Raw genomic sequence first — 13,168 nt, forward strand, 5'->3', positions numbered from 1 at the left:
GGTTCATGTACGGAAAACCCTCTGGATGCAGGGGGTTTTTACATTTTGACACCCCATTAGGCTTGTATTATACTGGTAGGGAGTGTTTTTTAGGACTATTGGAGGTTGTTTCTTTCATGACAGAAAAGGTTAAAGTAGTAACTCTCGGATGCGAGAAGAATCTAGTCGATTCCGAGATTATGTCAGGTTTAATTCATGGCCGTGGTTTTCACCTTGTTGATAATAAGGAAGATGCTACAGTCATTATCGTGAACACTTGCGGGTTCATTGATGCGGCGAAGGAAGAATCCGTAAATACAATTTTGGATATGGCAGAGCTGAAGCAAACAGCGAATCTTAAGGCGCTTATCGTTTCGGGCTGTTTAACACAACGATACAAGAAGCAGTTGATGGAAGAAATGCCTGAGATTGATGGCATTGTGGGTACGGGCGATTTTGATAAAATTAATCACATTGTAGATGAAGCGCTCAGAGGGAAGAAACCGGTTCTAGTAGGGAATCCGGTATTTAACTATGACGCTGATCTTCCTAGATTGATGACAACACCTCGTTATACGGCCTACGTGAAAATTGCGGAAGGCTGCGATAACGCATGTACGTTCTGCTCGATTCCAATCATGCGCGGTGCTTTCAAAAGTAGAAGTATCGAATCTATTGTTGCAGAAGTAGCGAATTTAGCCTCACAAGGCGTGAAAGAAATCAGCTTAATTGCACAAGATTCTACGAATTATGGGACAGATTTGTACGATAGCTTTATGCTTCCTACTTTGTTGAACAAAGTAAGTGAAGTTGAAGGTATCGAGTGGGTGCGTCTGCACTATGCATATCCAGGTTTCTTCAGCGATGAACTGATTGAAGTGATGGCAACGAATCCAAAAGTGTGCAAGTACATTGATATGCCTCTACAACATAGTGAAGATTCTATTCTTAAACGTATGCGCAGACCAGGTCGTCAGAAGGATACACGCGAACTCGTTCGTAAAATTCGTGAATCTATTCCGGATGTTGCATTACGTACGTCATTAATTGTTGGTTTCCCGGGTGAAACTGAACAAGATTTTGAGAACTTGAAACAATTCGTACGCGATGTTCAGTTCGATCGTCTAGGTGTATTTGCTTACTCCAAGGAAGATGATACACCAGCAGCAAGACTGCCGGATCAAGTGCCGGATGATGTGAAAGAATACCGTGCTAATGCGATTATGGAAATTCAACGTGAAATTTCTAATATCCGTGGCGGTCGCCGAATTGGTCAAGAAATTGACGTACTTATCGAAAGATACGATGGTAGAAGTGACGTTTACATCGGTCGTTCGCAATTTGATGCGCCTGAAATTGATGGTGAAGTATTCGTATCGAATGCGAAATTGAATATTGGTGAACTTGCGAAGGTTCGTATTACCCACTCCTATGAGTTTGACTTATCCGGGGAGGTAATTGCATGAACTTAGCTAACCGCATCACCGTAGCGAGAATTTTATTAGTACCTATTATCATGTTCTTTTTGTTGATTAAGGTAAAATTTCCTCAGATACGGATAGAGGAGTTTAGCATAACGTATAATCAAATTATTGCTGCTTTAATTTTTATTATTGCTGCGAGTACAGATAGCTTAGATGGTTACATTGCTAGGAAACGTAATCTTGTCACGAATTTGGGCAAATTGCTGGATCCTTTGGCAGACAAGCTGCTTGTTACCGCTGTACTTGTTTCATTAGTAGAAATGGATAAAGTTGATGCATGGATTGTTATTGTCATTATTAGCAGAGAATGGGCAGTAACTGGACTTCGTCAAATTGCCCTCTTAGAGGGTACTGTCATGGCGGCCAGCAAATGGGGTAAGGCGAAGACGGCGGCTCAGATTACAGCCATCATTGCACTGCTAATTAATAATTTTCCATTTACGTTTCTAGACTTTCCCTTTGATGTAATAGCGAGTTGGGCTGCAGCAATTATTACTGTTTATTCAGGTGTGGAATATTTCGTCAAAAATAAACATGTCATCGATTTTTCAGAAAAATCATAATACAAATTACCTCTACATGCGGTCGTTCGGAAACGAGTGATTATGTTAGAGGTTTTCTCAATTTAAGGAGGCTCCAGTCGATGAAAGCTGAAATCATTGCAGTAGGAACAGAGTTACTTCTTGGACAAATCGTGAATACGAATGCGCAGTTCTTATCCAGAGAATGTGCGGCACGAGGGATTGATATTTATTTTCAAACCGTTGTTGGGGATAATGAGCAGCGTTTGTTGGCAAGCCTTCAACTAGCTGCATCACGAGCTGATGTGGTGATATGTACAGGTGGTTTAGGGCCAACGCAAGATGATTTAACCAAGGATGTACTCGCGTCATTTACAGGGCGGAAATTGGTGCTTCACGAGCCATCAATGGATGCTATCACTGCAATGTTTACTTCAAGAGGGATACATATGGTAGAAAGCAATCGTCGACAAGCCCTTATGCTTGAAGGCAGTGACCCTTTGCAAAATGATACAGGATTGGCAGTTGGTAATGCCCTTACCTTCAATGGAACACATTTCGTGCTATTACCTGGACCTCCTAAGGAAATGAAACCAATGTTTACGAATTATGCGGTGCCTTGGCTGCAAAGTTTAATGACTGATGAAGTGCCGTTGTATTCTAAAATGCTGAAGTTCGCAGGAATCGGGGAGTCAAACCTAGAGCATCAACTTTTGGATTTGATTCAAGCCCAGTCAGACCCTACAATTGCTCCCTATGCCAAAGAAGGGGAAGTCACGATTCGTTTAACGACGCGTGCACATTCCGCTGCTGAAGGCGAGGAGAAGTTAAAAGCGACTGAGGAAGAAATTAAACGTCGACTAGGTGAATATCTTTATGCGGATCAGGACGTTCCCATTGAAACTATTGTTTTGCAGTTACTAGCAGAGAGTAAGCAAACATTGGCAGTAGCCGAGAGTTGTACGGGGGGGTTGCTTAGTGATCTCATCACCGCGGTGCCAGGCAGCTCAACATCTTTCTTAGGCGGTATTATCGTGTATTCAAATGCTTTAAAACATAAACTACTCGATGTTCCGATGGAAGTTTTGGAGGGGGAAGGCGCTCCAGGAGCTGTCAGCAGCGAAACAGCAGTCGTTTTAGCCGAACAACTGCTTGTTAGGACTGGTAGTGACTTTGGCATCTCGGTGACCGGTGTGGCGGGTCCTAGTCCGTCTGAAGGGAAGCCAGTAGGTCTTGTCTATGTTGGATTGGCTCAAAAGGATGCGAAGACAGAAGTCTTTACTCTCCAATTGTCTGGAAATCGCGAGTTTATCAAACAAAGAGCCGCTAAGCGTGCTCTCTATCAATTATGGAAACAGTTGAAAGAAAACTAGAAATCCTCTATAATTAGATTTAGTTGACGGAAGAACCGTAGCAAAGCGATAACTTTGTTACGGTTTTTTGTTTGTTCGCAAAAAAAACGAATGTATGTTCGAAAAAATGCTTGGCAAACATGCCAAAACAAGTTATCATATACCTATAATGATAGAAGGAAGTGGTCGTTTTGTCAGATCGTCGTGCCGCACTTGATAACGCATTACGTCAAATTGAGAAACAGTTCGGAAAAGGCTCCATCATGAAGCTTGGAGAATCAACGCATATGCAAGTTGAAACGATCTCTTCAGGCGCGCTTGCCCTAGATATCGCACTTGGAATAGGTGGATTCCCACGTGGTAGAATTATTGAAGTATACGGACCAGAGTCATCAGGTAAAACAACGGTAGCTCTACATGCAATTGCAGAAGTACAAAAAGTAGGTGGACAAGCTGCCTTTATCGATGCAGAACATGCGTTGGATCCTTCCTATGCAAGCAAGCTTGGTATTAATATAGATGAGTTACTTCTTTCCCAGCCAGATACAGGGGAGCAAGCACTTGAGATCGCTGAAGCACTGGTTCGAAGCGGCGCGGTAGATATTATTGTTATTGACTCCGTTGCAGCACTAGTACCTAAAGCGGAGATTGAAGGCGACATGGGGGATTCTCACGTAGGTCTTCAAGCACGCTTGATGTCACAAGCACTTCGTAAACTTTCTGGTGCCATCAATAAATCTAAGGTTATTGCGATTTTCATCAACCAATTGCGTGAAAAAGTTGGCGTTATGTTCGGTAACCCTGAGACAACTCCGGGTGGTCGTGCATTGAAATTCTACTCATCCGTTCGTTTGGATGTTCGTCGTATTGAAACGATCAAACAAGGCAATGACATGGTGGGTAACCGTACAAGAATTAAGGTCGTTAAGAATAAAGTAGCTCCTCCATTTAAGCAAGCCGAAGTGGATATCATGTACGGCGAAGGTATCTCACGTGAAGGCAGTATTATTGATATCGGGACAGAACTAGATATCGTAAATAAGAGCGGCGCTTGGTATTCATATGAAGGCGAACGTCTTGGTCAAGGTCGTGAGAACGCGAAGCAATTCTTGAAAGATAACAAAGCGATCTCGGAAACGATTGAACTGAGAATTAGAGAAAACAGCAACTTGATTAAAGTAGTTGGTCCGAACACGGATGACGAAGAAGAAGATGAGTTGGAAACAGCTTTTGAATAGGTTTGAAATATAGGATTGAAGAAGCACCTTAACCTTGTGTTGGGGTGCTTTTTCTCCATTTGGGAGATTGTTGATATGAAGATCGAAGAGGAAGAATTACAGGTGATCACGAAGGTCGAAAAACAAAAACAAGGTAGACATCGTTATAATATTTATCTGAATGAGGAATACGCTTTTTCTGTTCATGAAGATATTTTGATTAAGCACCGCTTGAACAAAGGTGAATCCCTCTATCAGCAGGCGATAGAAGCCATTATTTTAGATGAAGAGCGAAATTTGGCCTATGTGAAAGCACTCCATATGGTTGGCAGACGTCCGCATTCCCTCTCAGAGGTAAAACGCAAATTGAAAGAAAAGGGTTTTGAAGTGTCTATTATTGAATGGGCGAGTGACAAACTTATTGAAAATAAATACATCAATGACGAAGAATTCGCAAAGATGTGGACAGATAACCGAGTGGTTGCTCAACGTAAAGGGCGTAATTTAATTCGACAAGAACTGCAACGAAAAGGAATTCATCAAGATGTCGTTAAAAGTACGATGGAGTCCATTAATCCAGAAGATGAGTACGAAGGGGCTCTAAAAATAGCGAGGACGAAATGGAAGCAAACCTCAGGTAATTTGATGGATAGAAAGCGTAAGACTGGCGCATTTCTAATGCGAAGGGGCTATACGGGTTCTATAGTTACAAAGGTTTTGGGGTTGATCAGCAATGAAACAGATGATAAGGAATTGGATTATATAGAAGATGAGTTTCATGAAGGTTAATGGCATTAATTAATTCAATCATTACTTAATGACATTAATTAATCATTTGGTGGATTTTGGGTCTAAATAATCAACTCTTGGACATTCGCTTGACAAGCTTCTTCGACAAAAGATAAAATAACAGTGTATATTTTCATAATGTATTCAAAATCATACTAATTTCATTGATTTTGAGAGAGCAGCTGTAAAAACCGCCAATTTTTACGCTGTTGATTATGGATTATTAGCACTATAGTGCCCTAACGCACTGTGCGCATTCATTTAAAAGCCATACTCTTGCATGAGGAAGGGTATGTATGACTAGTCAAACAATTGAATCGGATTAAAAAACCGAAGGTACCCCAGGCTAACACCTTGGAGAAACCAACGAGGAGGTGAACAAGATGACTGCCATCTGGATCGCGATCATTCTCGTTGTTGGAGCTGCATGCTTAGGGATTGGTTATTTTATCCGTAAATCTCTTGCAGAAGCGAAAATTTCCAGTGCTGAAACAGCCGCTGAGCAGATAAGAGAATCTGCCAAAAAGGAAGCAGAAGCACTGAAAAAAGAAACGGTTCTGGAAGCAAAGGACGAAGTCCACAAACTAAGGTCCGAAGCTGAAAAAGACATTCGTGAACGTCGGAATGAAATTCAACGACAAGAAAGACGATTGTTGCAAAAAGAGGAATCGCTGGATAAAAAATTAGAGTCTCTCGAGCGTAAAGAAGAGTTAGTAGCCAACAAAGAGAAGCGAATCGAGGATACACAAACCCAAATTGATCAGTTGTATAAAAGCCAAGTTTCCGAATTGGAACGAATTTCTGGTCTTACAATGGAAGAAGCGAAGAGTATTATTCTTACAAATGTAGAGCAAGAAGTTCGCCATGAAACAGCACAACTTATCAAAGAGATCGAACAACAAGCCAAAGAAGAGGGCGATAAGAAAGCACGTGAGATCATCACACTTGCTATTCAGCGTTGTGCTGCAGATCACGTAGCTGAGACTACGGTATCCGTTGTCTCGTTGCCGAATGAAGAAATGAAAGGCCGTATTATCGGTCGTGAAGGTAGAAATATCCGTGCTTTGGAAACATTGACTGGTATTGATCTCATTATTGATGATACACCTGAAGCAGTAATCTTATCAGGATTTGACCCAATCCGTCGTGAAATTGCTCGCACATCACTTGAGAAACTTGTGGCGGATGGACGTATTCATCCTGCACGTATCGAAGAGATGGTAGAGAAGTCCCGCAAAGAAGTGGACGAACGTATCCGCGAATATGGGGAGCAAGCGACGTTTGAGGTTGGGGTACACGGATTGCATCCTGACTTGATCAAAATTTTGGGGCGCCTGAAGTTCAGAACAAGTTACGGACAAAACGTGTTGAAACATTCCATGGAAGTAGCGTATCTGGCTGGTTTAATGGCCGGAGAGCTCGGGGTAGACGTAACTTTGGCGAAACGTGCCGGGCTGCTTCATGACATTGGTAAAGCATTAGACCATGAAGTTGAAGGGTCTCACGTCGAAATCGGTGTTGAGATTGGCAAGAAATACAAAGAGCATCCAATCGTTATTAACAGTATCGCTTCACATCACGGTGACGTGGAGGCAACCTCTGTTATTGCTATGTTAGTCGGGGCTGCAGACGCATTGTCAGCAGCGAGACCAGGTGCTCGTAGAGAAACGCTAGAAACGTATATCAAGCGTCTTGAGAAGCTGGAAGAGATTTCAGAATCATTTGAAGGTGTTGAGAAATCATACGCCATTCAAGCAGGTCGCGAAGTTCGTGTCATGGTGCAGCCAGAGAAAGTGGATGACACTGAAGCGTTCCGTTTAGCCCGTGATATTACGAAGAAAATCGAGGGTGAACTCGATTATCCAGGACATATTAAGGTTACGGTCATTCGTGAGACAAGAGCAGTTGAATACGCTAAATAAGAATCAGATGCGAAAAGTGGCTATTATAGCCACTTTTCCTTATTTTCAAGGCCGAATAGAGATCATCATTAAGGTAACTTAAACTTGGATGTATTCGGTCATATAAAGGAGCTAGTTTTACGTTATGAAAATTGTATTTATCGGTGACATCGTAGGTTCTGTTGGAAGAAAAGCATTGAAAAATATCATGCCAAGATTAAAGCAATTACATCCCCATGCGGTGTTCATTGCTAACGGGGAGAATGCTGCCGCGGGCAAAGGAATTACAGCAGCCATTGCCAAAGAAATATATGAAATGGGCATTCAGGCGATTACAATGGGAAATCACACATGGGATCAAAAGGAAATCTTCGATTTTATTGATAGAGACGATAAAATGGTTCGCCCTGCGAACTTCCCGCCAGGGACTCCTGGTAAGGGGCATACTGTAATCAAAGTGAAGGATCAAGAACTACTTATTATTAATTTACAAGGACGAACATTCTTGCCACCTATTGATTGTCCATTCCGCAAAGTGGATGAAATTTTGGAAGGCGATAAGAAAAAACATAAATTTGTATTTGTCGATTTTCACGCGGAAGCGACTTCGGAAAAAATCGCTATGGGATGGCATTTGGATGGCAAAGTGTCTGCGGTCGTAGGGACGCATACACACGTACAAACGAATGATAACCGAGTATTACCTCAAGGAACAGCTTATGTGACGGATGTGGGGATGGTAGGGCCTCGTGATGGCATTCTTGGGGTAGAACGTAATGCTGTGCTCCAGAAGTTCAAAACACAGCTTCCCGTTCGTTTCATTACGGATGAGGGGAAATGGCATTTCCATGCAGTTGTCATTGAATTAAACGATCAGACAGGACTGGCGAAGGGCATTAATTTGATTCGCTATGATGAAGATCAAGTATTCATGGACTAATTACTAGCTGGAATGTGGCATCAGTAATAATGGGGGAAGTAGCATGTTTAGTCAACCTTGCGAATAAGATGGGTATTGGAAGCTATCCATCATTTCCGAGGAGGTACTATTCATGGATGTGTTAAAAGTTTCAGCAAAATCCAATCCAAACTCCGTAGCAGGTGCATTGGCAGGCGTATTGCGTGAGCGTGGAGCCGCTGAGCTTCAAGCGATAGGTGCAGGCGCATTGAACCAAGCCATCAAAGCAGTAGCTATCGCAAGAGGATTTGTGGCGCCTAGTGGAGTCGACTTAATATGTGTACCAGCCTTCACGGATATCGTTATTGATGGGGAGGACCGGACAGCTATTAAATTGATTGTCGAGCCTCGGTAGACGGTAAGGCAACTGTATAAGTGTTGACTTTCATGACTGACAACCAGTTCAAACGAAATGTTATCACAGTACCTATGAAACCTCTGTATAGAGGTTTTTGTGCTGTCTAGATACTTAATTTTGATGTGGAGAGGCGATAATAGGATGAAAATTGTAGATGGACATTGTGATGCATTAACAAAATTATATCAGCAAACGAAGCTTGACTTTAATCAGGATGTGTTAGAGCTAGATGTAAGCTTTCCGAAGTTGCAGAAGGCTGGTGTAAAGGTGCAATTTTTTGCGATCTATCTCTCAGAATCCATCCCTAACCCAAGTTTTGAACATGTCTTACAAATGATAGATATCTTTCATCAGAAGGTGACAAGCCATCCTCAAATGAGATTCATCCAATCCGCTTCAGATTGGTTAGCTATCGAACAGACCGAGGAGATAGGTGCCGTCTTGACATTAGAAGGGATGGATGCACTCGCTGGCAATTTTACATACTTACGTATTCTTTATCATTTAGGCGTTCGCTGTGCTGGAGTCACATGGAACTACGCGAATTGGGCAGCTGACGGCATCATGGAGCAACGAAAAGGTGGATTTACAAAAAAAGGGAAGCTCATGTTAAAAGAAATCGAAAGTATGGGTATAATAGTCGATGTGTCCCATCTTTCCGTTGCAGGATTCTGGGAGCTCGTTGAGTTGTACAAGAAACCGTTTATAGCTTCACACTCAAACGCTTATCAACTATGTCCTCATCCAAGAAATTTATCAGATGATCAAATCAAAACTATCATACAATGTAAAGGTTTGATGGGTATAACGTTCGTTCCTTACTTTCTGGATAACGCCAAATCGACAGTGCAGATTTCTTCGATACTGAAACATATTGATCATATCTGTGCATTAGGCGGGGAGTCCCATATCGGGTTTGGCTCTGATTTTGATGGAATCGAACAGTGGGTAAAAGATTTAAGACATGTTGGAGATTACGGAAATATTATAGAAGCTTTGTGTAAAAACTATACGGAGTCGCAGTTGGAGGCGTTTTTGTATGGAAATTGGCGGAATTTCATGTTACGTAACCTTCCGAAATGAATAATTAAGAATCGATCTAATATTGATATGGATACAATCTAAAAACTCTATCTTTTAGAAACGCTGAAACCTCTTGCAATTTACTCTGTAAAGGCATAGAATTTGGATGACAAGTGAAAGAATTTTTTTATTGAACATCTTAAATTACTAAACAATCAGCTTATCAAATTTTCTTCACGCAGCTACAATCAAAAGGAGTGGACGTACGGTGATTAGTCAGTTATCTTGGAAAATCGGAGGTCAGCAGGGTGAAGGGGTCGAAAGTACAGACCGCATTTTCTCTACTGCATTGAACCGTCTCGGTTACTATTTGTATGGGTACCGTCATTTCTCTTCACGGATTAAGGGGGGACATACAAATAACAAGATTCGCATCAGCACCAAACCGATTCGCGCAATTTCAGACGATTTAGATATTCTTGTTGCTTTTGACCAAGAAAGTATCGATTTCAACGCACACGAACTTCGCGACAATGGTGTTATCGTTGCGGATGCTAAATTTAACCCTGTTTTACCTGAAGGAATCAAAGCTAGATTGTTCCCAGTGCCGATTACTGCAATCGCAGAGGAATTAGGAACGTCCCTATTTAAGAACATGGCCGCGTCAGGCGCTTCATGGGCTCTACTTGGCCTGCCGATTGACGTGTTTAATAAAGCTGTTGAAGAAGAGTTTGGCCGTAAAGGCGCAGCTGTTGTTGAGAAGAACATTGAGGCAGTTCGTAAAGGTGCGGAATCCGTACTAGAACTTGCTGGCGGCCCAATCGCTGACTTCCAACTTGAACCTGCTGACGGACAACAAAAATTGTTCATGATCGGTAATGATGCGATGGCACTTGGAGCTGTTGCTGCAGGTTGCCGCTTCATGCCTGCTTACCCAATTACACCAGCATCCGAAGTTATGGAATACTTGCAAAAAGTACTTCCTAAAATGGGTGGTACAGTTATTCAAACCGAAGATGAAATTGCTGCAGTAACTATGGCAATTGGTGCTAACTACGCTGGCGCTCGTGCATTGACTGCATCTGCAGGTCCTGGACTTTCCTTGATGATGGAAGCAATTGGTCTTGCCGGTATGACCGAACAGCCCGTTGTTATCATTGATACGCAACGTGGTGGTCCAAGTACAGGACTTCCAACGAAACAAGAACAATCTGACTTGAACGCAATGGTTTACGGAACTCACGGTGAGATCCCGAAAATCGTTCTTTCCCCAAGTACGATTGAAGAGTGTTTCTACGATACAATTGAAGCTTTCAACCTTGCTGAGAAATATCAAGTTCCAGTTATTCTTATGACAGATCTTCAACTATCGCTAGGTAAGCAATCCGCAGAAATGTTAGATTATAATCGCATTGTCATTGACCGCGGAGCACTAGTTACTGAAGCTCCTGAACAAGAACCTAACCAACTGTTCAAACGTTATGAATTCACTGAGAATGGTGTATCACCTCGTGTGATCCCAGGCGTTAAAAACGGTATTCACCATGTTACAGGTGTAGAGCATGACCAAACGGGTCGTCCTTCTGAAAGCACTGAGAACCGCCAACGTATGATGGATAAGCGTCTTGAGAAGTTGAAACACATTCAAGTGACAGATGCGATTAAAGCTGATGCTCCTCACGAAAATCCAGACCTTCTTATTATTGGTATGGGTTCAACAGGTGGAACAATTGACGAAGCTAGACGTCGCGTTGATTTGGAAGGCATCAAAACGAATCATGCAACTGTACGTTTGATTCACCCGTTCCCTGCTGAACAACTGCGTCCGCTTATTGAAAAAGCGAAGCAAGTTATCGTAGTAGAGAACAACGCTACAGGTCAATTGGCTGATCAAATTAAATTGCATGTTGGCCACGCAGATAAAATCAAGAACGTACTTAAATATAACGGTAATCCTTTCTTACCAGCAGAAATTGAACAAAAATGTAAGGAGTTGACTTTAGCATGGCAACATTAAAAGACTTTCGTAACAATGTAAAGCCTAACTGGTGTCCAGGTTGCGGAGATTTCTCCGTACAAGCAGCAATTCAACGTGCGTCCGCTAACGTTGGTTTGGAACCAGAAAACTTAGCTATCGTTTCAGGTATTGGTTGTTCTGGACGTATCTCCGGTTACATCAATGCATACGGATTCCATGGTATTCACGGAAGATCACTACCAATCGCACAAGGCGTAAAAATGGCTAACCGTGATTTGACAGTAATCGCTTCTGGTGGAGACGGAGACGGCTTTGCAATTGGTATGGGGCACACTGTTCATGCTATTCGTCGTAACATTGATGTTACTTACATTGTAATGGATAACCAAATCTACGGTTTGACAAAAGGTCAAGCATCCCCGCGTAGTGCGGAAGGTTTCAAAACGAAATCTGTTCCATCAGGAACTGTCGAGTCTGCGATCTCACCACTAGAAATCGCAATGGCAGCTGGTGCTTCCTTCGTAGCTCAATCCTTTTCCAGTAACTTAAAACAGTTAACTGCTGTTATCGAAGCTGGTTTGAACCACAAAGGTTTCTCTTTGATCAACGTATTCAGTCCATGTGTAACTTTCAACAAAGTAAACACCTATGACTGGTTCAAAGAGAACATCGTAGATTTGGACGAAATTCCAGACTATGATTACACGAACCGTGTTATGGCGATGACGAAAATCATGGAAACTAACTCCATGCTTACAGGTATCATCTACCAAAACAAAGAGAAGAAGAGTTATGAAGATTCTCTTCCTTTATTTGCAAAAGAAGGTCTTTCGAAACAAGATCTTAAGCTTTCCGAAGCTGACTTCAGTAAATTGCTTACTGAGTTCAAATAAACAATTTCCGACGAAGGCATACGGTGAAATTCCGTATGTCTTTTTTGTTGAGCGGCAATACTGAAATTTATGACGTGATGAGAGGAAGTTTAGACCATGCCCATAATTCCTATTGGAGTTTCAGCAAGACACATACACTTGTCCAAAACGGATTTAGCAACACTCTTTGGCGAAGGATATGAGCTTTCTGTATTCAAAGATCTTTCACAGCCAGGGCAGTACGCGGCGCAAGAAACGGTTGCTATTGTAGGTCCTAAAGGACAATTCGATAAAGTTAGGATTCTAGGTCCCGTACGTCCACAAACACAAATTGAAGTTTCACGCACAGATGCATTCTCCTTAGGGATTCATCCACCGGTACGTGAATCCGGGCAAATTGATGATACACCTGGCTTGCGAGTAATTGGCCCCAAAGGCGAAGTTACTTTAGAGAAGGGCGTTATCGTAGCTGCAAGACATATCCATTTCCATACTTCCGATGCGAAGCAGTGGGGGATTCAGGATAAACAGCTCCTTCGAGTGAAATTAAGTGGTGAACGTCCCTTGATTTTTGAAGATGTGATTGCACGTGTATCGGACCAATTTGCATTGGATATGCATATAGATACGGATGAAGGCAATGCAGCTGGCGTTAAAACAGGAGATGAAGCAGAACTTCTTCTTTAAAAATTAACGTGATTAATTATTAGTCAGATTAATTATATGAATTAAGCCA

General features: G+C 42.1%; 12 protein-coding genes. All 12 read left to right on the forward strand.

What is annotated here, in order from left to right:
• Positions 1 to 116: 116 nt before the first annotated feature.
• The gene (gene rimO / locus AC58QT_RS03200) at positions 117 to 1,445 is read left to right on the forward strand and encodes a 30S ribosomal protein S12 methylthiotransferase RimO (RefSeq protein WP_497407639.1); all 1,329 of its coding nucleotides are present in this window, start codon (positions 117 to 119) and stop codon (positions 1,443 to 1,445) included.
• Positions 1,442 to 2,026, forward strand: coding sequence for a CDP-diacylglycerol--glycerol-3-phosphate 3-phosphatidyltransferase (pgsA, locus tag AC58QT_RS03205; protein WP_056625118.1), 585 nt, complete (start codon positions 1,442 to 1,444; stop codon positions 2,024 to 2,026). The genes rimO and pgsA overlap by 4 nt, the downstream gene beginning before the upstream one ends.
• An 80-nt stretch (positions 2,027 to 2,106) precedes the next feature.
• Positions 2,107 to 3,357 carry a competence/damage-inducible protein A gene (locus AC58QT_RS03210; protein WP_497407640.1) on the forward strand — a complete coding sequence of 417 codons (1,251 nt, stop codon included), beginning with the start codon at positions 2,107 to 2,109 and terminating at the stop codon, positions 3,355 to 3,357.
• A gap of 170 nt (positions 3,358 to 3,527) precedes the next feature.
• Entirely contained in the window at positions 3,528 to 4,574 is a 1,047-nt protein-coding gene (recA, locus tag AC58QT_RS03215) for a recombinase RecA (protein WP_497407641.1), read from the forward strand.
• A gap of 75 nt (positions 4,575 to 4,649) precedes the next feature.
• On the forward strand, positions 4,650 to 5,342 hold the full coding sequence (locus AC58QT_RS03220; RefSeq protein ID WP_497407642.1) for a regulatory protein RecX: 693 nt from the start codon (positions 4,650 to 4,652) through the stop codon (positions 5,340 to 5,342).
• 383 nt (positions 5,343 to 5,725) lie between these two features.
• Positions 5,726 to 7,264 carry a ribonuclease Y gene (gene rny, locus AC58QT_RS03225; RefSeq protein WP_028558347.1) on the forward strand — a complete coding sequence of 513 codons (1,539 nt, stop codon included), beginning with the start codon at positions 5,726 to 5,728 and terminating at the stop codon, positions 7,262 to 7,264.
• A 124-nt stretch (positions 7,265 to 7,388) separates the two neighbouring features.
• A complete protein-coding gene (locus AC58QT_RS03230) occupies positions 7,389 to 8,183 on the forward strand; it encodes a TIGR00282 family metallophosphoesterase (RefSeq protein WP_310500253.1) in 795 nt (264 codons plus the stop codon).
• A 112-nt stretch (positions 8,184 to 8,295) separates the two neighbouring features.
• Positions 8,296 to 8,556, forward strand: coding sequence for a stage V sporulation protein S (locus AC58QT_RS03235; protein ID WP_028558349.1), 261 nt, complete (start codon positions 8,296 to 8,298; stop codon positions 8,554 to 8,556).
• A gap of 144 nt (positions 8,557 to 8,700) precedes the next feature.
• Positions 8,701 to 9,642 (forward strand): dipeptidase, encoded by a 942-nt coding sequence (locus AC58QT_RS03240; RefSeq protein WP_497407643.1) that lies wholly within the window; start codon positions 8,701 to 8,703, stop codon positions 9,640 to 9,642.
• 208 nt (positions 9,643 to 9,850) lie between these two features.
• The gene (locus tag AC58QT_RS03245; RefSeq protein WP_310500251.1) at positions 9,851 to 11,599 is read left to right on the forward strand and encodes a 2-oxoacid:acceptor oxidoreductase subunit alpha; all 1,749 of its coding nucleotides are present in this window, start codon (positions 9,851 to 9,853) and stop codon (positions 11,597 to 11,599) included.
• Positions 11,587 to 12,453: a 2-oxoacid:ferredoxin oxidoreductase subunit beta gene (locus AC58QT_RS03250; RefSeq protein WP_310500250.1), complete on the forward strand. Its 867-nt coding sequence runs from the start codon at positions 11,587 to 11,589 to the stop codon at positions 12,451 to 12,453. Before AC58QT_RS03245 ends, AC58QT_RS03250 begins: the two co-directional genes overlap by 13 nt.
• 96 nt (positions 12,454 to 12,549) lie before the next feature.
• Positions 12,550 to 13,119, forward strand: a complete 570-nt coding sequence (gene pduL, locus AC58QT_RS03255) for a phosphate propanoyltransferase (protein WP_497407644.1) — start codon at positions 12,550 to 12,552, stop codon at positions 13,117 to 13,119.
• Positions 13,120 to 13,168 lie beyond the last annotated feature (49 nt).

This window comes from Paenibacillus sp. J31R109 (assembly GCF_059692055.1).

Excerpts from the sequence above, each read along its gene's own strand:
- rny (WP_028558347.1), top strand. The coding sequence starts at position 5,726 with ATGACTGCCATCTGGATCGCGATCATTCTCGTTGTTGGAGCTGCATGC.
- pgsA (WP_056625118.1), top strand. The coding sequence starts at position 1,442 with ATGAACTTAGCTAACCGCATCACCGTAGCGAGAATTTTATTAGTACCT.
- AC58QT_RS03250 (WP_310500250.1), top strand. The coding sequence starts at position 11,587 with ATGGCAACATTAAAAGACTTTCGTAACAATGTAAAGCCTAACTGGTGT.
- AC58QT_RS03240 (WP_497407643.1), top strand. The coding sequence starts at position 8,701 with ATGAAAATTGTAGATGGACATTGTGATGCATTAACAAAATTATATCAG.
- AC58QT_RS03220 (WP_497407642.1), top strand. The coding sequence starts at position 4,650 with ATGAAGATCGAAGAGGAAGAATTACAGGTGATCACGAAGGTCGAAAAA.
- pduL (WP_497407644.1), top strand. The coding sequence starts at position 12,550 with ATGCCCATAATTCCTATTGGAGTTTCAGCAAGACACATACACTTGTCC.
- AC58QT_RS03235 (WP_028558349.1), top strand. The coding sequence starts at position 8,296 with ATGGATGTGTTAAAAGTTTCAGCAAAATCCAATCCAAACTCCGTAGCA.
- AC58QT_RS03210 (WP_497407640.1), top strand. The coding sequence starts at position 2,107 with ATGAAAGCTGAAATCATTGCAGTAGGAACAGAGTTACTTCTTGGACAA.
- AC58QT_RS03230 (WP_310500253.1), top strand. The coding sequence starts at position 7,389 with ATGAAAATTGTATTTATCGGTGACATCGTAGGTTCTGTTGGAAGAAAA.
- rimO (WP_497407639.1), top strand. The coding sequence starts at position 117 with ATGACAGAAAAGGTTAAAGTAGTAACTCTCGGATGCGAGAAGAATCTA.